Origin of the sequence: Caballeronia sp. INML1 (assembly GCF_023631085.1) — a bacterium.
Classification (GTDB): Bacteria; Pseudomonadota; Gammaproteobacteria; order Burkholderiales; family Burkholderiaceae; genus Caballeronia; species Caballeronia turbans.
The window spans coordinates 106,108-130,815 of the sequence record NZ_JALQDT010000010.1 but is presented as its reverse complement, the minus strand read 5'-3'; the positions used below and the strand labels follow the sequence as shown (position 1 = coordinate 130,815).

The 24,708-nt window shown below is 60.7% G+C and carries 24 protein-coding genes and 1 riboswitch; of the genes, 15 read left to right on the top strand and 9 right to left on the bottom strand.

Annotation, left to right across the window (positions count from 1 at the left end):
• Window positions 1-2 precede the first annotated feature (2 nt).
• The 5 genes from NCR38_RS04610 to NCR38_RS04590 all read right to left on the bottom strand — a co-directional run bounded on the left by NCR38_RS04610 (window position 3) and on the right by NCR38_RS04590 (window position 2,374).
• On the bottom strand, window positions 3-440 hold the full coding sequence (locus tag NCR38_RS04610) for a response regulator (protein WP_061119890.1): 438 nt from the start codon (window positions 438-440) through the stop codon (window positions 3-5).
• Window positions 441-486: 46 nt separating this feature from the next.
• Window positions 487-1,119 carry a response regulator transcription factor gene (locus NCR38_RS04605; RefSeq protein ID WP_061119891.1) on the bottom strand — a complete coding sequence of 211 codons (633 nt, stop codon included), beginning with the start codon at window positions 1,117-1,119 and terminating at the stop codon, window positions 487-489.
• 93 nt (window positions 1,120-1,212) lie between these two features.
• Window positions 1,213-1,788: a bacterioferritin gene (locus tag NCR38_RS04600; RefSeq protein ID WP_061119892.1), complete on the bottom strand. Its 576-nt coding sequence runs from the start codon at window positions 1,786-1,788 to the stop codon at window positions 1,213-1,215.
• Between the two features lie 194 nt (window positions 1,789-1,982).
• Complete coding sequence (locus NCR38_RS04595) at window positions 1,983-2,144, bottom strand: DUF1328 family protein (RefSeq protein WP_016344888.1); 162 nt, start codon at window positions 2,142-2,144, stop codon at window positions 1,983-1,985.
• 53 nt (window positions 2,145-2,197) lie between these two features.
• Entirely contained in the window at window positions 2,198-2,374 is a 177-nt protein-coding gene (locus NCR38_RS04590; RefSeq protein WP_008350561.1) for a DUF1328 domain-containing protein, read from the bottom strand.
• A 191-nt stretch (window positions 2,375-2,565) separates the two neighbouring features.
• Between NCR38_RS04590 and NCR38_RS04585 the strand changes: the two genes are divergently transcribed.
• Both NCR38_RS04585 and NCR38_RS04580 read left to right on the top strand, forming a co-directional pair.
• Window positions 2,566-4,053 carry a sensor histidine kinase gene (locus NCR38_RS04585; RefSeq protein WP_250476507.1) on the top strand — a complete coding sequence of 496 codons (1,488 nt, stop codon included), beginning with the start codon at window positions 2,566-2,568 and terminating at the stop codon, window positions 4,051-4,053.
• A 196-nt stretch (window positions 4,054-4,249) separates the two neighbouring features.
• Window positions 4,250-4,384 carry an entericidin A/B family lipoprotein gene (locus tag NCR38_RS04580; protein WP_016344885.1) on the top strand — a complete coding sequence of 45 codons (135 nt, stop codon included), beginning with the start codon at window positions 4,250-4,252 and terminating at the stop codon, window positions 4,382-4,384.
• Between the two features lie 189 nt (window positions 4,385-4,573).
• On the opposite strand, the gene NCR38_RS04575 is transcribed toward NCR38_RS04580, so the two are convergent.
• Complete coding sequence (locus NCR38_RS04575; RefSeq protein ID WP_061119894.1) at window positions 4,574-5,356, bottom strand: DUF4397 domain-containing protein; 783 nt, start codon at window positions 5,354-5,356, stop codon at window positions 4,574-4,576.
• Between the two features lie 778 nt (window positions 5,357-6,134).
• Here NCR38_RS04575 and NCR38_RS04570 point away from each other — a divergent pair.
• Window positions 6,135-6,467 (top strand): hypothetical protein, encoded by a 333-nt coding sequence (locus NCR38_RS04570; protein ID WP_061119895.1) that lies wholly within the window; start codon window positions 6,135-6,137, stop codon window positions 6,465-6,467.
• A 112-nt stretch (window positions 6,468-6,579) separates the two neighbouring features.
• Here the strand turns inward: NCR38_RS04570 and NCR38_RS04565 are convergent, their stop codons facing one another.
• Both NCR38_RS04565 and NCR38_RS04560 read right to left on the bottom strand, forming a co-directional pair.
• Window positions 6,580-8,274, bottom strand: a complete 1,695-nt coding sequence (locus NCR38_RS04565) for a YadA-like family protein (RefSeq protein ID WP_250476506.1) — start codon at window positions 8,272-8,274, stop codon at window positions 6,580-6,582.
• Between the two features lie 1,507 nt (window positions 8,275-9,781).
• Window positions 9,782-10,723, bottom strand: coding sequence for an EamA family transporter (locus NCR38_RS04560; RefSeq protein ID WP_061119897.1), 942 nt, complete (start codon window positions 10,721-10,723; stop codon window positions 9,782-9,784).
• A gap of 245 nt (window positions 10,724-10,968) precedes the next feature.
• A riboswitch (TPP riboswitch) is annotated at window positions 10,969-11,113 on the top strand.
• A 142-nt stretch (window positions 11,114-11,255) separates the two neighbouring features.
• Between NCR38_RS04560 and thiC the strand changes: the two genes are divergently transcribed.
• The 6 genes from thiC to NCR38_RS04535 all read left to right on the top strand — a co-directional run bounded on the left by thiC (window position 11,256) and on the right by NCR38_RS04535 (window position 17,711).
• The gene (thiC, locus tag NCR38_RS04555; RefSeq protein WP_061119898.1) at window positions 11,256-13,187 is read left to right on the top strand and encodes a phosphomethylpyrimidine synthase ThiC; all 1,932 of its coding nucleotides are present in this window, start codon (window positions 11,256-11,258) and stop codon (window positions 13,185-13,187) included.
• Window positions 13,188-13,449: 262 nt separating this feature from the next.
• Entirely contained in the window at window positions 13,450-13,662 is a 213-nt protein-coding gene (locus NCR38_RS04550) for a glycine zipper 2TM domain-containing protein (RefSeq protein ID WP_061119899.1), read from the top strand.
• 211 nt (window positions 13,663-13,873) lie between these two features.
• On the top strand, window positions 13,874-14,365 hold the full coding sequence (locus NCR38_RS04545) for a hypothetical protein (RefSeq protein WP_061119900.1): 492 nt from the start codon (window positions 13,874-13,876) through the stop codon (window positions 14,363-14,365).
• A gap of 293 nt (window positions 14,366-14,658) precedes the next feature.
• On the top strand, window positions 14,659-14,787 hold the full coding sequence (locus NCR38_RS34125; RefSeq protein ID WP_284502139.1) for a hypothetical protein: 129 nt from the start codon (window positions 14,659-14,661) through the stop codon (window positions 14,785-14,787).
• A gap of 265 nt (window positions 14,788-15,052) precedes the next feature.
• Window positions 15,053-16,663, top strand: coding sequence for an L-lactate permease (locus NCR38_RS04540; protein ID WP_250476505.1), 1,611 nt, complete (start codon window positions 15,053-15,055; stop codon window positions 16,661-16,663).
• 115 nt (window positions 16,664-16,778) lie between these two features.
• Window positions 16,779-17,711: a DMT family transporter gene (locus NCR38_RS04535; RefSeq protein ID WP_061119903.1), complete on the top strand. Its 933-nt coding sequence runs from the start codon at window positions 16,779-16,781 to the stop codon at window positions 17,709-17,711.
• Between the two features lie 621 nt (window positions 17,712-18,332).
• Here the strand turns inward: NCR38_RS04535 and NCR38_RS34315 are convergent.
• The gene (locus NCR38_RS34315; protein WP_143756379.1) at window positions 18,333-18,596 is read right to left on the bottom strand and encodes a hypothetical protein; all 264 of its coding nucleotides are present in this window, start codon (window positions 18,594-18,596) and stop codon (window positions 18,333-18,335) included.
• Here NCR38_RS34315 and NCR38_RS04525 point away from each other — a divergent pair.
• The 6 genes from NCR38_RS04525 (at window position 18,489) to NCR38_RS04500 (ending at window position 24,456) form a co-directional block, all read left to right on the top strand.
• On the top strand, window positions 18,489-20,138 hold the full coding sequence (locus NCR38_RS04525; protein WP_250476515.1) for a type VI secretion system tip protein TssI/VgrG: 1,650 nt from the start codon (window positions 18,489-18,491) through the stop codon (window positions 20,136-20,138). The two genes, NCR38_RS34315 and NCR38_RS04525, sit on opposite strands and share 108 nt — an antisense overlap.
• On the top strand, window positions 20,135-21,118 hold the full coding sequence (locus NCR38_RS04520; protein WP_250476504.1) for a hypothetical protein: 984 nt from the start codon (window positions 20,135-20,137) through the stop codon (window positions 21,116-21,118). Before NCR38_RS04525 ends, NCR38_RS04520 begins: the two co-directional genes overlap by 4 nt.
• 186 nt (window positions 21,119-21,304) lie before the next feature.
• Complete coding sequence (locus NCR38_RS04515) at window positions 21,305-21,988, top strand: hypothetical protein (RefSeq protein ID WP_250476503.1); 684 nt, start codon at window positions 21,305-21,307, stop codon at window positions 21,986-21,988.
• 65 nt (window positions 21,989-22,053) lie between these two features.
• On the top strand, window positions 22,054-22,701 hold the full coding sequence (locus tag NCR38_RS04510; protein WP_250476502.1) for a hypothetical protein: 648 nt from the start codon (window positions 22,054-22,056) through the stop codon (window positions 22,699-22,701).
• Between the two features lie 76 nt (window positions 22,702-22,777).
• A complete protein-coding gene (locus tag NCR38_RS04505) occupies window positions 22,778-23,035 on the top strand; it encodes a PAAR domain-containing protein (RefSeq protein ID WP_086961353.1) in 258 nt (85 codons plus the stop codon).
• Window positions 23,032-24,456, top strand: a complete 1,425-nt coding sequence (locus NCR38_RS04500) for a hypothetical protein (RefSeq protein WP_061119911.1) — start codon at window positions 23,032-23,034, stop codon at window positions 24,454-24,456. The genes NCR38_RS04505 and NCR38_RS04500 overlap by 4 nt, the downstream gene beginning before the upstream one ends.
• Window positions 24,457-24,708: the final 252 nt, after the last annotated feature.

The following is a 24,708-nucleotide window of genomic DNA, read 5'->3' as shown; positions in this document are numbered from 1 at the left end:
ATTCAGATGCGCGCGCGCGCGTAGTCGCACAACGCGTCGAGCACGCGATCGAATTCGAGCGACTTGTCGAAAAAGTGATGCACGCCGTATTGCAGGCAACGCTCGCGATAGGTCGGCAGCGCGTGATTGGTGAGCACCGCGACGAACGCACCCGGCGAGCGTGCCGCGCCGCACTCCTTGAGCCACGCGAGCACGTCGATGCCCGAGCCGCGCTTCAGCTGCAGATCGACGATCACCGCGTCGAACGCCTGCGCCGACAGCAGCGCAATCGCGTCGTGCGGCGCATCGGCGAACGCGGTCACGCGCCACGGCCCGAGTGCTTCGATCGCCTCGGTCAGGCTGCGGCGGATGAGCGGCGAGTCCTCGATCAGCAGCACCGCGAGCGGCGCCCGCGGCGTCGGCGGCCCGCTTCGGTCGTCAGTGGTGGTGTGATGGCTCACGTCGGGCGCCCTCCGGCTTTGCTCGCGGATCTCGAACGGTGCGCCGCTATTCGATCAGGCCGTTCTTGATCGCGTAATACGTGAGATCGGCGTTACTGGAGAGCCGCATTTTTTCGAGCACGCGCGCGCGATACGTGCTCACCGTTTTCACCGACAGATGCAGTTCCTGCGCGATTTCCGTCGGAAGCCGGCCGCCCGCGAGCTTGCAGAAGATCTGGAACTCGCGCTCGGACAGCAGCTCGTGCGGCCGTTCGGCGGCGGGCTTGTCGAGCTTGTCGGCGAGCGCATCCGCGATGAACTCCGACAGGTAACGATGCCCGCGCGCCACGGTGCGGATCGCACGCACGATCTCCTCGGGCGCCGCGTCCTTGTTCAGATAGCCGTTCGCGCCCGCCTTCAGCAGGTTGATCGCGTACTGGCTCTCCGGGAAGCCCGAAAGCATCAGCACGCCCTGCTCCGGCCGGATCTGCTTGATCACGCGCAAGGTATCGACGCCGTTCTTGTCGGGCATCGCGATGTCGAGCAGCACGACGTCGAACGCCTGCGCGCGCACGAGCGCGATGGCTTCGTCGCCGGTGGCGGCCTCGCCCGCGACTTCCATGTCGGGTTCGTCCACGACGAACTGCCTGAACCCGCTGCGCACGATCGCGTGGTCGTCGGCTATCAAGACTCGAATCATTCGCGTCGTCCGCGCTGCCGGACGTTCTTGTAGTAGTTGATCGGTCATTTCATGCAGGCGCCGGATACGCGTTGCGTATCCGGGGCATCGCCCTTACCCGTTGCGGCCTTCCAGCAGGTCCGCCATGTCGTCGGCGTGCTCTTCCTCGACCGCCAGAATGTCTTCGAAGATGCGTCGCGTCGTGACGTCCTTGTCGCCGAGATAGCGGATGATCTCGCGATACGTATCGATCGCGATGCGCTCGGCGATCAGGTTCTCGCGGATCATGTCGATCAGATCCTTGCCTTCGCTGTACTCGGAATGCGAGCGCGACGAGAGCCCGTCCGGCGCGAAATTCGGCGCGCCGCCCAGTTGCACGATGCGCTCGGCGAGCGTATCGGCGTGTTCCTGTTCCTCGTTCGCATGCTCGAGGAATTCCTGCGCGACCGCTTCCGAGTGAATGCCTTTCGCCATGAAGTAGTGGCGCTTGTAGCGCAGCGTGCAGACGATTTCGGTGGCGAGCGAGTCGTTGAGCAGCTTCAGGACCGTCTCACGGTCCGCGCCGTAGCCCTCCGTCACCGCGCCTTCGTCCATGTGCTGGCGCGCATCGGCGCGAATTTTCTCGACATCGAGGACAAAAGCGTCCGTGGACTGGTTCGACCCGGTATTTACAGCAGACGATTTGGACATTTGGTTCGCTCCTCTGGGATGGGTGACATGACGTTTCGCTGGAGCAGGCCCTTGCAATGCGGCGCGCATAGACCGCTCCTATCCAATCGAAAAACCGGATGCATGCGCCATGCCTGATCGCTCGAAAAAACCGCGCGACGGTCGTGACTTCCGCGCGCGGCTTGATGGTTCATGGCTTTCGCCCTATCCGGGCGTCACGTCCGGAACACGCCGAGCAGCAGGGTGACGACGAACACGACGAGGAAAATGAAGAAAAGAATCTTCGCAATTTCCGCCGCGCCGGCCGCGATCCCCGTGAAGCCGAACACGGCGGCGATGATGGCGATGACGAAGAAGACAGCAGCGTAATGAAGCATGTGAGCTCCTTCATGATTGGTCGGAAACGATCGGCGATGCTCGCGAAGCGGCGCTAATCGATGGCTTTTTTCGTGACGACGAAGCCCAGCACCAAAAACACGACGCACAGGATCAGGAACAGCACGAACAGGAATTTGGCGATGGCCGCGGCGCCGGCAGCGACGCCCGTAAAGCCCAGCACGCCGGCGATCACGGCCACGATCGCGAAAAACAAGGCCCACTTCAGCATGATCGTTCCCCGTAGTGAATGGATGACGGAACCATGCTAGCCATACCCGCCGCGCGGCGCATTCGGGCAGGCTCCTTTTTTGCTGTGGGAATCCACCGACACTCGCTTTCAAATCGGCTGCCTAAGTGAAACGCCGAACTTCCGACACCATGAGCCACGTACCGCGCGCCGCGATACCCACGATACCCACGATGCCCGCGATCCTGCCGGACGACCCGCCGCCCTTTGCAACGGACGAGCCCGACAATCCAAAAGCGCCGGCGCCCGCCGGCCTCGCGCGCCGCGCGGCGCGTTTCAACGAATGGATGCGCCGGTACAGCTGGGCGGTCGCGATGACGGTCGCAATCGTCATCACCGTGGGCGGGCTGATCATTCTCGAATCGGGGCGCATCCGGATCGCGTCGGAATACGAAACCGCCCTCGAAGCGAAGGGCGCCACCGCGCAGCTTTCGACGCTCGCCGCCGATATCGCCACCCTCACCGCCGACGAGCGCGGCTTCGCGCTCAAGGCCGACGGCGCGTTCCCGGCGCACTTCCGGGAAACGGCGCAACGCGTGCGGCGCACGCTGGCGTGGCTGGATGCGTACTACCGGCGCATCGGCGACGACACCGCCCTCGCGAGCTTCGCGCAGATCCGCGCCGCCGCCGACGATGAAATCGCGCAAGGCACGGCGCGCCTCGCTGCGCCGCCGACTGGCGCCGCCCTGCGTGAGCGCGCGCTCGCGCTGCCGGCGGCCGACACGAGCGCGACGCTGGACGCGGCGCTGTCGCTGTTGCGCCTGAACGAAGAACAGCGCGCACAGCACGCGCTCGACGCAAGCCGCGCCGATCAGCGCATCTCGACGCTTTGCGTCGCGGCATTGTGCGCGCTCAACATCGTGTTGTTCATCCTCCTTTTTCGCAATCTGGGCATTCAGCTCGACAAGCAGGCGCGCGTGCAGAAGGCGCTCATCACGCAGCAGGAAGAGCTGGATCAGCTCGTGTTCGCGCGCACGCGCCAGCTCGAAGCGCTCGCCTGGCACCTGCAATCGGTCAGCGAAAACGAGAAGACGGAGCTTGCGCGCGAACTGCACGACGAGCTCGGCTCGATCCTCACCGCGAGCAAGATGGATGTCGCGTGGGTGCGCGGCAAGCTGAAGGACAGCGAGCCGGCGATGGCCGAAAAACTCGCTCGCGCGCTCGGCAATCTCGATCAGGGCATTGCACTGAAGCGCCGCATCATCGAGGACATGCGGCCGACCGTGCTTGCCAGCTTCGGTCTCGTGACCGCGCTGCGCTCGCTCGTCGACGAAGCCGCGCAACGCAACGGCTGGAGCGTCGAGTTCGATCTGCCGGGCGATGACGTGAAGCTCGGCGAGGCGATCGAGATCGCCCTCTTCCGCGTCGCGCAGGAGACGCTGACGAATGCGGCGAAATACGCGCGCGCGAGCCGTATCCGCGTGACGCTTCGTGTCGATGAAGAGAACGTGTCGCTCTCGATCACCGATGACGGCATCGGCATCCGGCCGCAGGATCTCAAGCGCACGCAGACGCACGGACTCGTCGGCATGCGCCAGCGCGTATCGGCGCGCGGCGGGCGCTTCGAGATCGAGCGCGCGTCGCCGCATGGCACGGCGATCAGCGTGTCGATGCCGCGCGAGCGCAGCGCGGGCGCGTCGGTCGCCATGCCGTCCGCGTAGGACGATGCCGACATCGAATGCAGACGCCGCCGACAGGAAAATCGCACGCGTGCCGACAGCCTGAGACCGCGCGCTTTTTTTATGATTGTTCACACAGGTAAGCGGGGGCGACGGGGCGACGACAAGGCGCCCGTCATTCGACACAATGCGCGAACTCAATTCCTGTCACGCATTTCAACTCCAAAGGGGAATAAACATGACTCGACTCATCGCTCTACTGCTGATTGCAGGCACGGCGGCTCTCGCGGGCTGCAACACCGTTTCGGGAGCTGGCCAGGACATCTCGAAGGGCGGTCAGGCCATTTCGAATTCCGCCGAGGAGCACAAGTAAGCGGCGACGTGCGCCGCGTGATCGCGGCGCACGCGCTCAGGGCGTTCCATAGCGTTGAGGTAGTTCCCTGTCTTCCCGCCACGTTCGCGTGGCGGGATTTTTTTTGCGTCGCCCTCGCGCGCGTGACGGGCGAAAAAAAAAACCCGGCCGATGCGCGCGGCCGGGCTTCGTCGCTTCAGGCGCGAAACGTCATTGCGTGTCGGGCAATTCCAGCGCCGGCTGTTGCGTGTTGCCGCCCTGCGCGACCAGCACGCGGATCTTTTCCGGCACCAATTGCGAGGCCGCATTTCCGGAAGGCAGCGTGGTCACGAGCCAGTCCGCGTTGTTGACGAGATCGAACGAGGCCGACTTGTATACCGGCGTCTTCGAGCCCGGCAGCGTCGCGATCAACTGATACGTGCCGCCCGAGACATAGATGGAATCCTGCGTCGTCGCGGGCACGGCGTTCTTGTAGGCGACGCCCGCCATCGTCGGGCTGACGCTCGCGATGTTCGTCCCCGGCGCGACGAGATAGACATCGAGATTCGGCGCGTTCGTCGACGCGTTGAAGGCGCGCACGCGTGCGCTGCCCGAAAGCAGGCCCTTGTCGAACGGATCGTCGATCACCGCGATCGACGGCACGAAGCCCGCGTCCGGCAGCGCGATCACCGTGTACTCATGCCCTTTCGCGGCATTCGAGATGCTCGTATCGGTGGCGAGTTGCGTCGTCGTGTTCACGGCCGCGTAGGAGAAGCTGTGCTGGCCCGTGTCGATGTTCGCGAAATTCGTCACCGCCTTGTAGGCGAGATTCGGCTGCAGGATCTTGGCGTTGTCGTAGAAGTCGACGTTCGGGCCGCTCGGAATCGCGTGAATGAAATGGACCTGCGGCTGGGTGACGCCGATTTCCTTGCCCACATCGTCGGAGCTTCCTCCGCAAGCGGAGAGCAAAGCGGCGACGGCGGCGAGCGCGGCAGCGGTGCGGATGAGCTTCATGGTTCCACCTTCCTTTGTTTTGATCGTTCTCTGAGTCCGCGGCGCGATTGCGTGGCGCGTACTGCGCATTCGCGTTCGACGTCGCGACTCTCCCGGGTTGACTTTCCTCGGCCGTCGGTGGCGTTGTCAGCTTCGATGACACCGCCATGACGGGTGAAGGCATTGAGCAATCGACGTGCCCTTGATCGGTGCGTAATCCCTCGGAGAGGCCGCAAAGCCTTGCGAGAGAAGGCTTTGCTTTCGTTAGAGGATTGCTTCGGGAGAGAAGATGCGGAAGGTGGACGAGATGCGCAGACGCGCCATTATTGGCCGAATCTTACAAGCGGCGAAGCGGGGTTCACTCACCGAAATTTTCGGGTACGAGTGCCGTCAAGTCAGATCGGCGGTGCCTCGTGATGGGAGTTTGGGAAAGACGACGGCGCAAACCCACGTTCGCTCTTTCTTCCGTGTCGTGCTCCAGTTCCCAAATAACGACGCGACGCGCGTCGACTTGCGACAAGGACAAGTACAGCTCCGCTCCTGTCACTGCCTATGGCATTCGGACCGGATGTCGACACAAGCCCGACCGCGATCCCGTATCTGCACGCGGAACCGCGCGCAGCGCAACGATGGTCGAAACGTCTCGCCGGCCTGCACAACTCGTCGCTGCCGCGTATCGGCCTTGCATGCGCCGGCCGCACGCTGATACCGGAAGTGGACGCGGGACGAAACATGCCGGTCGAGATTCGACGCGTTCATCTCGTGGCCGCATGCAGTTTGGATCAGCTTGCAGAAACCAGTGAGCGACGCGAAGAAACTGCTACGCCGGCAACGTGCTCATATCGTCGACTGGATCAATGAGATAGAGGATTTCGCCGATACGGCCGCGCTCGTCGCATCGCTGGATTTCGTGGTCTGTGTCGGCACATCCATAGCCCATCTCGCTGGCGCAATGGGCAAGCGCGTATGGTTGCTCGATCGGCATCGAAGCTGCTGGCGCTGGATGCGTGATCATGGAGACACGCCGTGGTATCCGGGCATGCGGATTTTCAACCAGAAAGAACGCGGCGATTGGGATGAAGTGTTGACACGCGCCCTCGCAGAACTGCAACAGGACGCCTGGCGGTTGTAGTTCCTGAATGGCGTTACAAGCGGTGAACCCGGGCATACCTATATCGGTGTGCCCGGGTCCGAGAGTCGTCAAATGGAACTGGCGGAATGCCGCCAGTTCTATCGACGTGCGCTTACCAGCGGTAGCCTGCCTGAGCCTTGACGGCAGTCGAACCGCCATTCGCCGACGAAACACCGACGCCGAGGTTCAAGTTCATCGTCACCTGATAGGCCGCGGCGACGCCGACGGCGGTCGCGCTACCGTAGTTGCCGACTGCCACACCGGCCCACTTCTCGCCCGGGTTGAGCACCGGAATGCTCGGGATGGCCAGGGTCGATGCCGCTGCGCGATCAGCGTAGCGTTCCATGTCGTGCTTCGCGCCTTCGATTGCCTGTTCGGTGTAGGCGTTAGCGCCTGCGACGGCTTGATCGGTGTAGGCGTTGGCCTGCGAGATCTTGTCGTTCAACTGATTGACGTTGACCGCATCCGTGCCTTGCGTGCAGGCCGCGACGTTCGTGATCTGACGTTCGCTGCCTGCCGCGCCGACGGAGACCGTGTTCGCTCGATCCGCGACGGAGTTCGCGCCGAGGGCCACCGAGTTGTCGGCGTTGGCGCTGGCGTTCGCACCCATGGCAGTGGCGTGGACGCCCGCTGCCGTGGCGGTTTCGCCGGCTTCGCCGCTCGCCGCAAAGAGCGAGTCGGAGACTGCAGGCGCGGCAGCGCCGAGGACCATCGGAGCTGCGGCCCGCATGGTCGAGCGGAGCATCGTGCCTTCGACACGGCCATTGCCGTCGCTCTGGAGCGCGAGGATGTCGGCGGTGTTTTGCGCGACGAGCTGGCTCACGGCGTTTAGCTGGTTCATGTTCACGGCGTCGTTGCCGTGAATGCCATCTGCGACGTTTGTTATACGACGGTGGATATTGAGCATGCCACCGCCGACGCTGACAACGTTCTGCTCACCACCGTCTTCACTGGAGGCGCCTATAGCGACAGAGCTGCGGCCCGATGCACTGGCGCCTACTCCGATAGCTGTGCTAGAGCTACCTTCCGCGTGAGCATCACTGCCGATAGCGGTAGCGCCACCGTTCGTGGCGATTGCATAGTCGCCAAAAGCCGACCCTCCTGAGACTGCTGAGGCCGACCGGCCGACGGCCGTCCCCCAAAAGTCTGCTCGTGCCTCCGTGCCTATAGCAACGCTATCGCCCCCCGACATCGCATTCGTTCCGAGCGCAACGCCGTTCCATGCTGCGAAACCTCCAGCGCCGAGTGCCACGCCTCCCTGGTCGGTACGGGCGCCTGTGCCGATAGCAACCGTCCCGTCGAACGCAGAGGAGTTCGATCCGATGGCCACAGCGTCGCCGCCAGCGGAGCTTTTGGCTCCCACCGCAACGCCTGAAGAATCAGCGCTTGAATCAGTGCCCAAGGCAACGCCGTAAGGGTTCGCATGCGCTCCCGTACCAAACACAGCACTGTAAAATTCAGCAGATGTATCAGCACCTACAGCGACGCCCGATGGGCGCGATTGAGCATTATTTCCAATAACGACGGCCGGGCCCTTCGAACCCTCGACAAAGAACGCGTTTGCGTGATTACCGATCACCACGCTGTCCGGAATATTAATGAGCCCTACGTCGCCAATCATTACTCCGCTTGAACCTATGTAACTGTTATCGCCAATAACGTTGAGACCATCGCGCGTGACGGACGATTCCACCCAATTATTAAAACCTATGATCGTGCCAGCCGAGACGTTTGCCGTCGCGAGCACCGCGATGCTGCCGAGGATCGCCACCGTTACCGGCTTGAATCGGAAAGAACAGAACCCCATGATTAAATCCTTTTAATAGTTAATTTGATTTACACTGCGCTGCGTTCGGCTCCCGGCGAAGTGGTCGCCAAATGCAGCATTCTTTTCGCTCACGCGAAAATCACTTTCCAGCCTTGAGTGTTTAAGATCTTCGGGCCATGAACTGAAACCGTGCTGTGTTACAGTGATGCTGCGACGTCAGGGCCTCATCCTGCCGATTGCGCCTAGCTCGCTATTGAAGGCGATCGTCTTGGTGCGACGGTGCTGTCCGAACTCATCTCTTATCGCAGCATAAATTGAATAACGCAAACCTGAGTGAGTTAAATCACTTCATTGCAAAAGACAGTTGTCGGTTTCGATCCCTGTGCGACTGTGCGCTTTTTTATGGCTCTTCATCAGCTGATTCAGATGTCTTATGTGATTAACATTAGTTAGCATTACTATTTGATTGCCGATCCAGCATTATAGAGAGACGATTGAAAGGAGGGCCTCATCTCTTCCTTTTTTACCAATCTGCCTGCCTTTTAGGCATTAGCGCATTTCGTTATAAATGGCGGCTTGCATTAACGGGGGCAACGTGCCATCAGCCTGTTCACGGACCGCCTAATCGCCAAGATCTTTTAGGGGTTTTTTACGACCAAGCGTTCGCCGGGAACGTCCCATGAAACAGTTTCGCGATTTCGTCACTCAATGGCGAGCCGTTCGACAGGTGTATAAGGCAGAGGAGGAACCGATGTATTAGGCCGGGTGCCCAACGAGGGCGAAGCGCATTCTGCGCTTAAACGGCAGTCCGACGCACGAACGCTTGAGCGCGCCTTCCGGATATGCCTTCGACGGCTCGCGTCAAGCTCTAGACTCATCTGTTCGCCATGATGCGTCACCAGTGCGCGAAGGACGGGCCACATACCCATGTAGTGCACCATGAAGCTCGTGGGCGTCTGAAGCTGATTAGGCGTGTTGAGCGTCGTGCAATCGAGTAACTCGTCTTCGGCGGCCATGCCATTGCGCCGCATTACGTGAATGAAAAGATCTTGATCGCCGCCGTTCGAGTAGACGGACGACTTGTCCGCGAATTTGGCGACCACCTGCTGAGCTGCGATCCTCCATCAGCGTTTCGCATCGGATATCGGTCAAAAGCAGGGAGTCTTGCGTCAGCAAGATCGCCCTCGGCGCAGGCACGCAGGGTCCGCAACAACACCTGGTATTTCAGGATCATGCGCATTTGCAACCAGCCGATCGCGCTCGCACCGACGTATTCGTGTGCGTACCCCTGCCGCGCGCAATAGCGGCGATGGTTCTCAAACGACGCGCGAGCGTTAACGTCGGTGAAAAAACGGCTCCGCGACGCGCTCTGGCCGCTGATTCTGTCCGGCGCTCGGCGCCCGGGCAAGTACGAAGACAGATTGTTTCACCCTGATGGTCCGAAGATAGAAGTTCGGGAGCGCCCGAATATCCGCGCCGCGATACGGACACCCAGCCCAGCGATTACGGACTCGCGACGATTACGCGCTCTTCGGCAAGAAGTCTGTCAAGCCAGCCCCCGCCGCCGATAATCGAACCAAAAAGAAAGCCCCACGGAAAGCAAAATAACGACCGTCGCAATCACGGTCCACTGCGTGACGACTTCGCCGAGCAACAACGCGCCCAACATGACCGCGACCACCGGATTCACATAAAGACAACTCGTCGCGACAATCGTGCTCGTATTGCGAATCAGAAAGTTATACGCGACATATGCAGCCATCGATCCGATCACCACGAGATACACGAACGAAAATCCCGCGCCGGCGCTCATGTGCGTCAGACGCTCGCCCGACGCCAGCGCGATCGCCGTCGCGATCAGCCCGCCCAGGCCGATCTGCAAGGCCGTCGACATGAGCAGATCCGACGGCTGCCGCAGACGCGTCGCCAGATGCGCGCCGCCCGCCCAGAAAATCGCGGCGCACAGAATCGCCAGCGTGCCGACAGTCGAACTCGGAGAAGGATCGCCGTGGTTCAGCAGCACGATGCCGATGAGACCGAGCGCCACCGCGAACCATTCGCCTCTCGCGACGCCGCGCCCGCTGAGCGCGGTGAAGATCGTCGCGAAGAGCGGCACGGTGGCTACCATCACCGCCGCCGTGCCGGTGCCCACCGTGCGCATGCCGTAGGCCATCATCCCGCTCGACAAGCCCTCCAGCAAAGTGCCGACGATCGCCGCATTGCGCACTTCCCGCGCGCTCGGCCACACCGCCTTGCGATGCACGGCGATCGCGAAGAGCCCGACCCCGGCGCACAGGTTTCGCAGGCCGCCGAGCATGAGCGGCGGGAACGATTCGAGCGACAGATGAATCCCGAGATACGTCGAGCCCCACACGAGATACACGACGGCCAGCGCGAGCGCGACTTGCCCTTTGAAGGAGCGCGGCGCACGAAACGGAAAGCGGTCGGGGAAACTGAACGGCAGGCGCGGCGGCGGCAGAGCGGACATGCATTACTCCGCGACGGCTGCGCGCCGGATGACTGCGAAAGAGACCGGGACAGACGCTGCGGCAACTACCAGACTGGACGACATGACGGAACGAAGGAAGTGCGGATTGCGCGAGGAGAGACCGCGCAATCCCCGGGAAAACCCCGAGAATTCGCGGCGCTCGACATTATGCAGTAAGCACGGAACGCGATTGCACAACTTTACGAATGGTTGCCAAGACGCCACGCCGCGGTGTAACGTGTCGGCTGCTAACGCGGGGGTCCTGCGTTGCACATCGTGATTTCGATCATCGGCTCATTCGACGAAATCGCTTCGTGTGGCGTGGGTGAGAAATACCCTTTGAACCTGATCTGGATAATGCCAGCGCAGGGAAGCGTTCGGGTTCCATGGTTCGCAGCATCCAGGCCACTTCTTCCGGACCCGTACCTTTCCATCTCGTTCCTCCCTGTTTAGCTCCTGAATCAGCCGAGCTCGACGGCGTTCGTCCGCGTCGAGTCCGGATAAAACCGTCCCACACAGGAGAGACAGCCACATGAATGCCAACCCGAAATTCCTGTCCGAGAATGCCGTCGTCGATGCCGCCGCCATCGCGCCGCTGCCGAACTCGCGCAAGGTCTACGTGACCGGCTCGACGCCCGACATCCGCGTGCCGATGCGCGAAATCACGCAATCGGACACCCCCGACGGCTTCGGCGGCGAGAAGAATCCGCCGGTGTACGTGTACGACACGTCCGGCCCGTACACCGACCCGGACGCGAAGATCGACATCCGCTCGGGCTTGCCCGCGCTGCGCCGCGCGTGGATCGAGCGTCGCGGCGACACGGAGGAGCTCGCGGGACTGTCGAGCGAATTCGGCCGCGAGCGCGCCGCCGATCCGAAGACGGCCGAACTGCGCTTCCCCGACCTGCATCGCCATCCGCGTCGCGCGGTGGCCGGAAAGAACGTCTCGCAGATGCACTACGCACGGCAGGGCATCATCACGCCGGAGATGGAGTACATCGCGATCCGCGAGAACCAGCGGCGCGCCGAATATCTCGAAAGCCTGAAGAAGAGCGGCCCGAACGGCGAAAAGCTCGCGGCCATGATGGGCCGCCAGCACCCCGGCCAGGCGTTCGGCGCGGCGGCGTTCGGCAAGGACGGGCTCCAGGCAATCACACCCGAATTCGTGCGCGAGGAAGTGGCGCGCGGCCGCGCGATCATCCCGGCGAACATCAATCACCCGGAAAGCGAGCCGATGATCATCGGACGCAACTTCCTCGTGAAGATCAACGCGAACATCGGCAATTCGGCGGTGACCTCCTCCATCGGCGAGGAAGTCGACAAGATGACGTGGGCGATCCGCTGGGGCGGCGACACGGTCATGGATCTCTCGACGGGCAAGCACATTCATGAAACGCGCGAGTGGATCATCCGCAATTCGCCGGTGCCGATCGGCACCGTGCCGATCTATCAGGCGCTCGAAAAGGTCAACGGCAAGGCCGAGGACCTGACGTGGGAAATCTTCCGCGACACGCTGATCGAGCAGGCGGAGCAAGGCGTCGATTACTTCACGATTCATGCGGGCGTGCGCCTGCAATACGTGCCGCTGACGGCCAACCGCATGACGGGCATCGTGTCGCGCGGCGGCTCGATCATGGCGAAGTGGTGCCTCGCGCATCACAAGGAAAGTTTCATCTACGAGCACTTCGAAGACATCTGCGAAATCATGAAGCAATACGATGTCTCGTTCTCGCTCGGCGACGGCCTGCGCCCCGGCTCGATCTACGACGCCAACGACGAAGCGCAGCTCGGCGAGCTCAAGACCCTCGGCGAACTGACGCAGGTCGCCTGGAAGCACGACGTGCAGGTGATGATCGAAGGCCCCGGCCATGTGCCGATGCAGCTCATCAAGGAGAACATGGACCTGCAACTGGAATGGTGCGACGAGGCGCCCTTCTACACGCTCGGGCCGCTGACCACGGACATCGCGCCGGGATACGACCACATCACGTCGGGCATCGGCGCGGCGATGATCGGCTGGTTCGGCACGGCGATGCTCTGCTACGTCACGCCGAAGGAACACCTCGGCCTGCCGAACAAGGACGACGTCAAGGAAGGCATCATCACCTACAAGCTCGCGGCGCACGCGGCGGATCTGGCGAAGGGTCATCCGGGCGCGCAAGTTCGCGATAACGCGCTGTCCAAGGCGCGTTTCGAGTTCCGTTGGGAAGACCAGTTCAACCTTGGCCTCGATCCGGACAAGGCGCGCGAATTCCACGACGAAACCCTGCCGAAGGATTCGGCCAAAGTCGCGCACTTCTGCTCGATGTGCGGCCCGCATTTCTGCTCGATGAAGATCACGCAGGACGTACGCGATTTCGCCGCGAAGCAGGGCTTGAGCGAAAACGAGGCGCTCGCCAAAGGCATGGAGACGAAGGCGATCGAATTCGTGAGAAAGGGCTCGGAAATCTATCAGCCGACCTGATGCTCGTTTTTGGCTGACAACGGCCTTTCGCACAGCGCGTGCGAAAGGCCGTTTTTTTATGGGGACCGGGCGCAATGTCTTGTCGCGCCTGGAGGAAAGATTGATCTGACGATTCAGGCACCTTTTCTGCTGGAGATGTGCACGAACCGGCGAAAACATGGCGGCCCCCCTTTGGGCCGACGCCGAAACGGTTGCACCGCGTCGCGCGTAGTCGCGGGCGAACCGGAGCCGATTCATCTCATCATCGAATTGGAGAGTCGACATGAAAAACATCAAACAGATCGGCGCCGCTGCAGTGGTCGTTGCGTTTCTGGGAGGATTGACCGCTTGTAGCGACATGACCACGCGTCAACGGGATACCGCCATCGGCGCTGGCGTCGGCGCGGCCGGCGGAGCGGTGATCGGCGGCAGCGCACTTTCGACGCTGGGCGGCGCCGCCGTTGGGGGCATCATCGGGAATCAGGTCGGCAAGTAGCGAAACCGTTGCCTGTGCGGCGAAGTGTTCCGCTTCGCCGCCATAAAAGAGTCCGCCGTTTCAAATTTGTTACAGAAAAACGCTTCGGTAATGCTTTGTCACATGACGCCGGACGCTTGCCCCTCATCGTTGGCCTAAGCTGTTTCTTGACGGACCGTTCGATTTTTATCGATCCCGGAGTCCGGCCAGCCGTAGTGCAAGGAGCAGCATCATGATTTCCGCCCGCAGCATTCCCGGACTCGTAACGGCCGCCGCCGCGCTCGCCGTCGGGCTTCTTCTGAGCGGGTGTTATTACCCTTACGGCTATCCGGCTTATCCATCCTATCCCGTCACCAGCGCGATCTACACGCAGCGCGAATTCACGGTGCCGGCGTCGGGTGCGGCCGTCGCTTCGTCGCCTGCCACCCTTCCGCCGCAATACGAGTACGCAGTCGGCTCGCCCTATTCCGACTACTACCAGACCTATCCGTACCCTTATCCGTACTATCCGCCGTACGCCGCTTACCCGGCTTATTACCGCTATGGCTACGGCTATCCGGCGGTCTCGTTTGGATTCGGTTATTGGGGCGGCGGCGGTTGCTGCTGGGGCCACGGCGGGCACGGCGGCGGTTGGCACGGCCACGGCGGGCATGGCGGGCATGGCGGAGGCGGATGGCACGGCGGCGGCGGCAGCTGGCATGGTGGCGGCGGCCACGGCCACTGAGCGCGGTGCCGCGCGTCGGCGCGCGCGACATGCGACGGAAAATCGTTTTTTCCGTCGCCCCGTAACAGGGCTGCAACATTTTCTGACGCGCACACGCCTTCGCGCGCGGATTGCGCGACTGTGCGCCCGGACACTTTCCTTATCCGACAAGGCTTCGGCACATTTCGCCAGACGATTGGCACAGTTCTGGCTACATAGGTCCCCTATTCGCCACGCCGCAATGGCGATCCAAGCACCTAGCAGCAAAACTTCGCGCGCATCATCGGCGCACTTTCCGTATCGGGGGATCGGACATGATGGCCTTTATGTTTTTTTTGCTGTGGATGCTTGCCTCGCTCGGCCTGTTGACCGTGTGGGTGTTCCGCCAGACGCCTCCTGCCGGCCCTGACGATCGCGCGCCCGATGCGGTCGCCAAAGGCTGACGCCCGCCACTTACGCACGCTCCCGCGCCACTCGCGCATCGACGACGCGCCCCAAGCGGCGCGCTTCGTCACGCCCGCGCCCTACGCCCACGCCGCAATAACCGGCATTCACGACTTGACGCAGGCCGTTCGCGCCCTATTCTTAGTGGGCGCGTTTATGCGTTTGCTTAAGTCGGCGGCCGACTCCTGCTGAACATCAAACTCCACGCGCATCGCGGCTTTGCTTCGCGCCGCTTCGGCTCATGACAAAGAGAAGGAGACCCTGATGTTTCACCAGCTACTCACCCCGATCGCCAATTCGCTGTTCGCGTCCTTTATCGTCGCCGCGCTGCCGATCATCCTCGTGCTCGTGCTGCTGGGCTGGGCGCGCCGCCCCGCGTGGCAGGCATCGCTCGCCGGATTGATTCTCGCGTTCGTGATCGCCGTGGCGGGCTGGCGTTTCCCGGCCGGGCTCGCGCTCGATTCGGTCGCGGCCGGCGCCGTCTTTGCGCTGTGGCCCGTCATGTGGATCGTCTTCGCCGCGATCCTGCTCTACAACGTCGCGCAACGCTCGGGGCGTTTCGAAGCGTTTCGTCTGTGGATGGTCGACAACCTCCCGAACGACCGGCGCATCGTGCTGGTGGTGATCGGCTTCTCGTTCGGCGCGCTGCTCGAAGGCATCTCGGGCTTCGGCACGCCGATCGCCATCACGAGCTCGCTGCTGATTCTGCTCGGCTTCCCGACGCTGGAAGCGCTCACCTTCACGCTGATCTTCAACACGGCGCCGGTCGCGTTCGGCGCGCTCGGCGTGCCGATCACCGTGCTCGGCGCGGTCACGCACCTGCCGACCGACGCCCTCGCGAAAATGGTCGGCCGCCAGTTGCCGTTCTTCGCGTTCTTCCTGCCGTTCTACGTGATCGGCATCTACGCAGGCTTTCGCAACATGACGCGCGTCTGGCCCGTGCTGCTCGTCTCCGGGGGCGCGTTCGCGCTCACGCAGTTCGTGACGTCGAACTACATCAGCTATGCGCTGACCGACGTGCTCTCCTCGCTCGTCTCGCTGATTCTGACGATCGCGTTCCTGCGCGTGTGGAAGCCCGTCGCCGACGAGCGCTTCGCCGTAAACGTCGAGCGCCTCGGCGATAAAGACGACAAGCGCGCGGCGCTTTCGGGCGGCCACGGCTGGGTGCCGTGGATCGTCGTGTCGGCGGTCGTGATCGTGTGGACGGTGCTCAAGATTTTCCTGATCGGCGACGTCAAGGTCGCGTGGCCCGGACTCGACAAGGCCGTCTATATCACGCTCTATAAGCAGCCGTACGGCGCGATCTGGGACTTCCAGCCGCTCGCGACCGGCACCGCGATTCTGGTGGCGTCGATCATCACGGCGCTCCTCGTGAAGTTGCCCGCGCGCGAGTACGGCGCGGCGATCGTGGATACGTGGGTGCAGACGCGCATCGCCATTCTGACGGTCGCGACGATCGTCGGCCTCGCTTATCTGATGAACTACTCGGGCATGAACTACACGCTGGGTCTGGGCGTGGCGTCTGTCGGGCCGTTCTTCCCGCTCGTGTCCGCGTTCCTCGGCTGGGTGGCGGTGTTCCTCTCGGGCAGCGACACGTCGGGCAATGCGCTCTTCGGCAATCTGCAGGTGGTCGCGGCGAACCAGCTGAATCTGAACCCGGTGCTGATGGCGGCGACCAACTCGTCGGGCGGCGTGATGGGCAAGATGATCTCGCCGCAAAACATCTCGACCGGCGTGGCGACGACCGAACTCAAAGGCAAGGAAGGTCTCGTCTTCGCGCGCACATTCAAGCATTCGATCCTGCTCACGATCGTGCTCGGCGTGCTCGTGTGGCTGCAGCAGAACGTGCTGACGTCGATGATTCCGCCGCATTGAAATCGCGGCGCCTTTCTCCCGCTTCTTGCGCTTTCGTTCGGCGGGCGTTTTATCGGTATGAGCGCGGTGCTAACATGCGCGGACTTTTGATGAGCATCCCGAAGTCCGCCCTGTTATGTCACCCGCCAATCTGTTGCAACTGATCGTGCTCGCCGCCTTGTGGGGCGCATCGTTTCTCTTTATCCGCGTCGGCGTCGTCGAATTCGGCGTAGCGCCGCTGATGGCCCTGCGCGTCGGAATCGGCGCCGTGTTTCTGATCGCGATGCTGCTGGCGCGCCGCCCGTTCGCCGCCTCTGTGGCGACACTGCGCGCGCGCTGGCTTCAGTTGCTGGCCGTCGGCATTCTCAACTCCGCCGCGCCCTTCTGTCTCTTCGCCTACGCCGAACTGACGCTGTCGGCGGGCGCGACGTCCGTCATCAACGCGACGACGCCGCTCTTCGGCGCGCTCGTCGCCTTCCTGTGGCTGCGCGATCGCCTGACGACGGCACGCACGATCGGCATGGCAATCGGCTTCGCGGGCGTGCTCGTGCTGGTGTGGAACCAGATCGCGCCCGGGCACGCGGGGCATGACGCGGCGCTGCCGGTGCAGGGCATCCTCGCGGCGGCCGCGGCGCTCGCGGCATCCGCGCTCTACGGCGTCGCGGGCAACTTCGCGAAGAAGTATCTGATGGACGTCGACGCGATGACCAACGCCGCCGGCAGCATGATCGGCGCAACGCTCACGCTTGCGCCCATTGCGTTCCTCACGTGGCCCGCCGCGCCGGTTTCCGCCCACGCGTGGGGCGCGGTGCTCGCGCTCGGCATCGGCTGCACGGGCATCGCGTACTTCATCTATTTCCATCTGGTCGCGGTCGCGGGTCCGGCCCGCGCGATGACCGTCACCTTCGTCATTCCGCTCTTCGGCATTCTGTGGGGCGCGGTGTTTCTCGGCGAACATGTGTCGATTGCGATGATCGCGGGGTGTGGGATCGTGCTTGCGGGGACTTCGCTTGCTACCGGCGTTGTGAAGCGTGTGCCGTTCATTGGGCGGCGTAAGCTTGCGCCGTGAGCCAGGCTTCTGCCAGGAACGCTGGACGCCGCGGCGATTTCTTCGTTTTCTTGCTTCTGCATACCGTCGACATCGTTCGCGCTCTGATGGTCAAAGGCACCGGCGGCGCGCTGCCGACTTCCATCCCGGTAATCGGATCGCCAAGGAACGAAAGCGCTCCATGCGCTCGTGAATAGCGTCGAGTACCGCAAACAGCGGCGGTCCGTTCTTGTAGTTCGACCGGCGCGTCGGTTCGATATCCCCGCGTGCGTGCTGATGAATAAGGACTTGACCGGCGAGACGCTCGCTTCCCTGCGCGGGTGCTTCGGCTTCGACCTGGAACAGGTGGAGCGGCGCGCAGCGGCCCCCGATTGCTAGCTCCGCCGGCCATTCGATTTGGGCAGTTCCTATTTTCGGTTGCGCGAAGTCAGGCATCTTTCACCACGAATTGATACACAAATTCTCTCGGCTGCGCGTTAGCCTCCGTATCGCTAACGGCTCGCGCTCCGAGACGTCGGCCACTTCGGATTCCGGAATACCGAGCTGGTGCACAAACCCATTCAAAATGATCGGCAGGTTCCTGAAGTTGAGCACTGCTTTGGACACGCTGCGGCGGGTCTTTTTTGTTTTGGCTACGCGCTTTTAGCCAAAAAGGAGGATTAGTTGAATCGCAGAGACGAATACTTTGAAAGACGTGAGCGCGCTTTTCAAGGACAGCATCAGCCCTACTTTCTTGAGATAAGAAGCGCGCCGAGTTCGGCCACGGCGGATGTCTTCAGCATTGAGGGCGAGGAAGCCATCGGGCAGGAGAGCCGCTTCAAGATTCAGTTCACGCACACATCGCACGACTTGTCCCAGCGCGAGTATCTGGGCAAGCGGGGTTCGCTTCTCGTGCAGCCGCCGCATGACCCGACTCGCCAACTCAAGCCCGATCCGGCACGTCACAAATTTGGCGTAATCACAGGCTTCTCCAAACTCTCGACTTCAAAGAACCAGAGCGTCTACGAAGTCGTACTGGAATCGCGCCTCGCGCTGCTTCGCAACACGCCGAAAGTGCGCTTCTTCTTCGACAAGAGCGAGCCGGAGGTCATGCAACAACTCCTGAAGGAGCATGGCTTCAACAAGATTTGGGCGCGCGTGGAAATGGAGTTGTACCGAACGTATCGAAAGCGTCGGATCATCACGCAATGGCACGAGTCCGATCTGGCGTTTCTGAAGCGACTCTGCGAACGCACCGGTATCTGGTTTGTCTGCGAGGAAGGCGAAGATTGCGAACTCGTTCGCTTCGGCGATGACCTCACGCATTATCGGCGCGACGCCGAACACGAGAATCGTCCGTTCGAACTGCCGTTCCGCCCCGAGGCCGGCATGGACACGCAGGGTACCGAGTCGGTCAAGTCGCTGGAAATGCACGCGGTAAGCATTCCGACGTCCTACCACGTGCGCAGCTACAACTACCGACAGGCGCCGTATCCGATTGAGGCGACCGAACAGATTTTCGCCAAGGATAACGACACCAGCACTTACGGCGAAGCGTCGAAGGCCAGTCTGGCGATCGAAACCAAGGAGGACGCGCAGCGCGAAGCACTGTTGCGCCGTGAGGCGGCAGAGGCCGCGCAAATCGAATACCGGGGCACTAGCGATGCGTTGGATGTGACGCCCGGCACCGTCATCGCGTTCACCAATCACACGCTCGCCGATGCGAAGTATGGGCTGCTGATCGTGGGCATGAAATGCAGCGCTTCACGCAAACAAGGATACAAGGTCGAGTTCACCGCGATTCCGTCCGACCGGCTGTATCGGATGCCTTTGCGCGAGTCGGAATGGCCACGCATCGAAGGCACGATTACCGGAACGATCGCGTCGACGCCGGGATTTAGCGGTCCGTATATCGATGGACATGGTGAGTACATCGTCCAGTTCCACGATGACCGGGAGCAGCGTGTAGCGGGTCTGAATAGCTGCTTGCTGCGGTTGGCCAAGCCTTTCGCGGGCAAGTGGCAGACCGGATTTCACATGCCCTATCTGCCGGGTTCTGAGGTTGCCATCGCATTCTTCGCGGGCAATCCGGACCTCCCGTACATACTCCATGCGCTGCATAACTCGCAGGATACCGACCCGGTTCATCAGGAACACAAGTGGCGCACGCGCAACGTCGTCATTCACACGGTTCGCAACAACACGATTCAGGTCGAGGACCGCGAGAACCAGGAACATATCAAGATCGCGACGGAGCCGGGCAAGTCGCAACTGAACCTCGGTCACGCGGTCGGCCGTGATGACAAAGCTCGCGGATTCGGCTTCGAACTGCGTCTGCGCCGGAAATCATGCATTTGGCAGGGCCTGCGTTCGCGCCCGTGGTCGTGCCGTTTAAAACGGGTTGCGACGCGTGGCTGTACTCCGAGAGTTTCGCGGAGAAGACGACGCCGCCCGGATCGAAGCAAGTGAACTGGGAGCAGCCGCAGAGTGCAGGCGCGGTGCCTGCTGCGCCCCCTTCGCCGTCAACGTCCGACGCGAGCGCGTCGAGTGCGCCGTCGGCCAATGCTGCCGCGTACGATCAGCCGTCCCCCGATGCGCCCGAGGCGGATCATGATTCCAAGCATGAAATGAAGAAATCGCCAGCGTCAAAGGAGACCGATCCTGAGCCGGAACCGATCAAACTCGCCGAGCCGGTTTGGTGTGACTGGAACCTGAAGAAGGTTGAAACCGAATGCGACGGCGCAACCGAAACGGGAGAATATAAGGCACTGACTAATACGAAGACTCCTTGGCTTAATCTAGACAACAGCCAACGCATCGGCGGGGGATCATTCCCTACTACGTTCGAACTGCTTTATGAGCCGGACACAAAAACACTGACAGCTTCCGTCCGTGTAAAAATAATACCGGTTGACCTAATTAAGGCCGACAGCACCGGTCAAGCGATCCTCGATTGCGACGGGCGTAAGCAGTCTGTGCCATACGAAAACAGCGCGCACTGGCGAAATGTTGCGAATGGTGTCGGATCGCCGTTTGCCGGACTCGTCATGGAATATCGCGATGCGGCAGGATCAAATGTCGATCTTGTTGCGTTGAAACGGCAGGTAGAAGCAACGCTGAATGGGCATAAGAGCCAATTGATTCTTGCCGGATATTCAAAGGCCGCTTCGTGTGGCTGCCGGGTCAAGGTTAGATTCAATGTGACGTTCTTATTGAGCGTTAAGAATTGCCACGTCGGAGAATATCACAAAGAAATATGGTTATTTCCGAAAACAGACCGCGCCGACGCTGCATCATGGGGCGAGTCAAATTTCGACCCCATACCTAAAGATCCGAATCGGTATGTATCGCTCTCTGAAATGAACATTGTGCACACGAATGCGGTCATCTGTTTAATTATCCCGATGAATACTGGGCGTTCGGCGGTTTTGTTCACAGTGACTATATAAACAATGGTGAGCTTGATTTTAAGAAAGCCGATGAATTGAAACTCAAGCAAACGTGGAAAATGATGTCTACACCTAATCTCATGGGGTCGGGCGCCCGACGACAAAGCGCGAAAACGCGCTCCTACTATCTTCGATACGTCAGGCAGCACTTTTCGAAAATGACAAATAAGACTTGGAATATTGGTTATGAAGAAGAATTGGTGTGCGACGAAAATTCGCAAATTAATTAGAAACATCGCAGTCGAAAAGAAGACTCTCACGAAATTACTAGTGATTTATTTAGGAGGTTTTGCTGTGCCGATTCTCTCTGCCGCCGCGACAGTGCCGAGCGTCGCCGATGAAGGTTTCTCCATGAGTAGGATGGGCGGTCATCAGTACGGCACTAATGGAATCGGAGTATGGACTTCAGGGAGGGTTCGTGTTGGTCTATCAGACACAATTCAAACAGAGTTTAATGGCGCTGGAATTATAGAGAATCAGCTTACATCGGAAGACGTTAAGCAGGCTAGAGACATTCATCGTCAGCTATGTGAAATTGCTGATTCCAAGCCCGCAACAGACATGAAACGGATTGATCCGCCGACTGTATATTCCGCCAGCTGTGTACAAAATGGCAAGAAAACCGTTTATCAAGGAAGGATAGACGAGCTACCTAGAGAACTTTGCTTTCTTATGGATAGCTTCTATTTAAGAACTCGGGATTCTTATGCACGTGACGGCCGCGCTATTGCCAAGCTTGATGTTTCCGTAGAGAGCATTGTCCGGCAAAGAGATGGATTCCAGATATCGGTCAAATTCATCAATAGCGGAGATTACCCTATGATTACTCTCCCCCCGACCACTGGAGCGGTGTATGGGGAGAAGATTTAATCTGGATCCACGGACAAAGCGCGGACGGCAAGCATAAGTGGAATGTCGATCTATCGGCGTTGCCCTTGATCAACAAGGCCGACTTCCCCGGAGACACCGTGACCATTCCACCGAGGAGTTCTGTAACGTACAAATTCTTGACCCTTCCCGATGAAAAGCTAATTGCTGGAATATACAGCTTCGAAGCCCAAGTTTTTATGAGCGTCGGCGCAGAAGACGGCCCCGTTGCCAGCATGGGCAAAGTCGATTTCCACTCAGACCGCACCAAGCCCACCCGCGTAACTTTCGACCGCGACTACCCCTCAACCCCGCAAGAGTGGAAGGATTTCGAAGCGCGTAAGGCTAAGGAAGTGTCTTTCCTAATGCCCGGCGCGACGGTGGCCGAATCCGGCTACTACCGCGCTGCGTCGATTGCCGGAACCCGCGATCAGTTCGTGAGGAAGTTCGAGCAAGGCACCGCTGCGCCCGACCTTGATTTCCAACGCTGGGACCGTTGGGAATGGGAGGCGGATCTAGCTCGCGCGACCGTCTGCAAACCCGGCGAGACGTGCCCGCGCGAGGGTCGCTGGATACTGCGCGCGAAAGACTACTCCTACGGCAGCAAGGGCGATCTCACTTACCCACAGCATCAGCAACTTTTCCGGATGGGCGAGCAGAGTCGCTCCATTGATGTGCCAACGTCGATGGGTCGAGACTCTTCTGGGAATGGTTGAGCGCGTAACGCGCCGCCGATCCTGTCCAAGCCGGGGCATTGCGCCCCGGCGTCCTATCTGTTCCTAAAGATTGAACATGAAAAACCCAGTATGCAAAGGCGATCCGACCTCACATGGCGGCGTCGTCAAAACCGCCTCTTCCAGCTTCGACATTGATGGGCGCATGGTCGCGCTGCTGCATGACATCGTTACGTGCCCTCAACACGGAGACAACCCCATCATTGAAAGCGGCGAAGGTTATGAGGAAGACGGTCGCAAGTGGGTCGCCGATGGATGTCTGACCCGATGCGGCAGCGTTGTCCACGCTACTACCAAGGGAATGGACATCGCATGAGGACATGGCGCGTTCCAAACGTTCCCGAGGAAAAGCACATCGAACCGCCGTCCATCTGGATAGCGGTGTTTGCCTTTGTCGTGCTGCTCATAGCGGGCTTCATCATCACGATTCTGAACTGGAAACAAGGCGCCTCGATCGTATCGGCGAAGTTTTTTGGCTTTGCGCTGGGCCTGCCGCTTCTGGTCTGGGGCGCGCTCTGCGGCTTGCTCTATCTGCCATCCGAAGACTGGAACGACCGCGCAGACCTGTGGAATTTTCTTTGTACAGACAACTTCAACAATTGGCGCGCGTGGTCACAGTGGAACCTGTGCATTCTCGATACCGTGACGCTTACGCCCGAGGTTGAGCTTGCCGAGCGCGTCCTCGGGCTGGAGGGAAGCGCACCGACGAACAAAGGCAAGGTGCTGAGCTTGCAAGCCGAAGGGGATGTCATCGTTGATACGAAGCTTGAGGACGTTCTGACGCAACTCGTTACGCCCTTTGTCGGAACGCTTCAGCGCTTCACCGGAAAGCGAACGGTGCATATTGCCCTTCAGTCAACGCAGGATGCCCATTTGGCAGTCTTGCGCACCGTGCTTCAAAGGCTGGAAATCGCGCATGAGCACATCGCCCTGTCTCGCTACACGATGAAGGACGTGCCGAGCATTCTTGACGAATGGATGGAAAACCAGAAGGTGCGCTATGACTACGGCTATCGAGAGCGAAAGATCATGCCGGACCTATGCCTGATGCTAGCGTGTCAGTTCAACGAGGACGGCGCCCCCACGGTATCCGAGGCGGCGCTCGGGCTTCTGTTCGGCTCGTGGCAGATGCTTGAAGATACGAAGCTTAAAGTCAAGGCGCGGCTGTTCCGCTCAATTCCCACGACGACCGACGAAATCGCCGCTGCCCTCAAGACATTGCAGACGGCCGAGCCGACGCCCCTTAAACGGCTGCGCAATCTATGGGTCAGCAACCTGGCGAAACGGGACGGTCATATCGTGCGGGCCATTGCGAAGGATAGCGAACCGGCTCTGACCTTGATTGACCTCGATGAGGCGCTAGGCGTGCCGGGACCGGCTAGTCCGCTGCTGTTGCAAGCGCTGGCCGCACAGACGGTTCAATTCGGACAGGGGCCGCAACTGGTCGCGATGCCGGACGCTGAAGGCTTACGCTTGAATCTCGTGGGGAACGGCTACGCCGAGATTGCAGAGGCCAAAAGGCCCGAACCCGAATTTTGGCCGGTTTCGTATGCAGCGGTGTTCGGGTCTCTACTGCCCCTGATAGAAGTCGCGATGATCGCATCGGATGCCGGCGCCGTCTGGACATGTAGCGTTTTAGGCGTGGGCCTTCTGCTTTTTCTTGTAGGGATTCCAGCAGGGAGGGTATTCAGGCTTCGGGGCGTGTCGCGAGAGTTCTACGAGCGTGCGCGGGGATAAGCGCGGCGGGCGGTTGAGCGTTGGAAGGCCATGCCCGCCTCTGTCGCATACGTTGATATTAACGATGGTACAAGCGGACAGCATTACAGCCGCTGCAATCAGCACGACCCCGAATGCAATGCGGCAACATGTTTGCGCAGTCAACCGATACGCCAGTGAAAACCCGGACCGCCGCCTGGCATCGCTAAAAAATAACGACGAACTTACGATCGTTGATCGTTACTAGAAAGACGCTCGCCGCTTGTCCTTCTG

Coding starts and splice junctions, on each gene's coding strand:
- NCR38_RS34315 (WP_143756379.1), bottom strand. CDS start 18,596: ATGCGGCGGCTGCACGAGAAGCGAACCCCGCTTGCCCAGATACTCGCG.
- NCR38_RS04600 (WP_061119892.1), bottom strand. CDS start 1,788: ATGTCCAAATCGTCTGCTGTAAATACCGGGTCGAACCAGTCCACGGAC.
- NCR38_RS04595 (WP_016344888.1), bottom strand. CDS start 2,144: ATGCTTCATTACGCTGCTGTCTTCTTCGTCATCGCCATCATCGCCGCC.
- NCR38_RS04500 (WP_061119911.1), top strand. CDS start 23,032: ATGAGGACATGGCGCGTTCCAAACGTTCCCGAGGAAAAGCACATCGAA.
- NCR38_RS04545 (WP_061119900.1), top strand. CDS start 13,874: ATGATTTCCGCCCGCAGCATTCCCGGACTCGTAACGGCCGCCGCCGCG.
- NCR38_RS04590 (WP_008350561.1), bottom strand. CDS start 2,374: ATGCTGAAGTGGGCCTTGTTTTTCGCGATCGTGGCCGTGATCGCCGGC.
- NCR38_RS34125 (WP_284502139.1), top strand. CDS start 14,659: ATGATGGCCTTTATGTTTTTTTTGCTGTGGATGCTTGCCTCGCTCGGC.
- NCR38_RS04550 (WP_061119899.1), top strand. CDS start 13,450: ATGAAAAACATCAAACAGATCGGCGCCGCTGCAGTGGTCGTTGCGTTT.
- thiC (WP_061119898.1), top strand. CDS start 11,256: ATGAATGCCAACCCGAAATTCCTGTCCGAGAATGCCGTCGTCGATGCC.
- NCR38_RS04605 (WP_061119891.1), bottom strand. CDS start 1,119: ATGATTCGAGTCTTGATAGCCGACGACCACGCGATCGTGCGCAGCGGG.
- NCR38_RS04560 (WP_061119897.1), bottom strand. CDS start 10,723: ATGTCCGCTCTGCCGCCGCCGCGCCTGCCGTTCAGTTTCCCCGACCGC.
- NCR38_RS04505 (WP_086961353.1), top strand. CDS start 22,778: ATGAAAAACCCAGTATGCAAAGGCGATCCGACCTCACATGGCGGCGTC.
- NCR38_RS04535 (WP_061119903.1), top strand. CDS start 16,779: ATGTCACCCGCCAATCTGTTGCAACTGATCGTGCTCGCCGCCTTGTGG.
- NCR38_RS04575 (WP_061119894.1), bottom strand. CDS start 5,356: ATGAAGCTCATCCGCACCGCTGCCGCGCTCGCCGCCGTCGCCGCTTTG.
- NCR38_RS04580 (WP_016344885.1), top strand. CDS start 4,250: ATGACTCGACTCATCGCTCTACTGCTGATTGCAGGCACGGCGGCTCTC.
- NCR38_RS04540 (WP_250476505.1), top strand. CDS start 15,053: ATGTTTCACCAGCTACTCACCCCGATCGCCAATTCGCTGTTCGCGTCC.
- NCR38_RS04585 (WP_250476507.1), top strand. CDS start 2,566: ATGCCCGCGATCCTGCCGGACGACCCGCCGCCCTTTGCAACGGACGAG.
- NCR38_RS04515 (WP_250476503.1), top strand. CDS start 21,305: ATGAAGAAGAATTGGTGTGCGACGAAAATTCGCAAATTAATTAGAAAC.
- NCR38_RS04565 (WP_250476506.1), bottom strand. CDS start 8,274: ATGGGGTTCTGTTCTTTCCGATTCAAGCCGGTAACGGTGGCGATCCTC.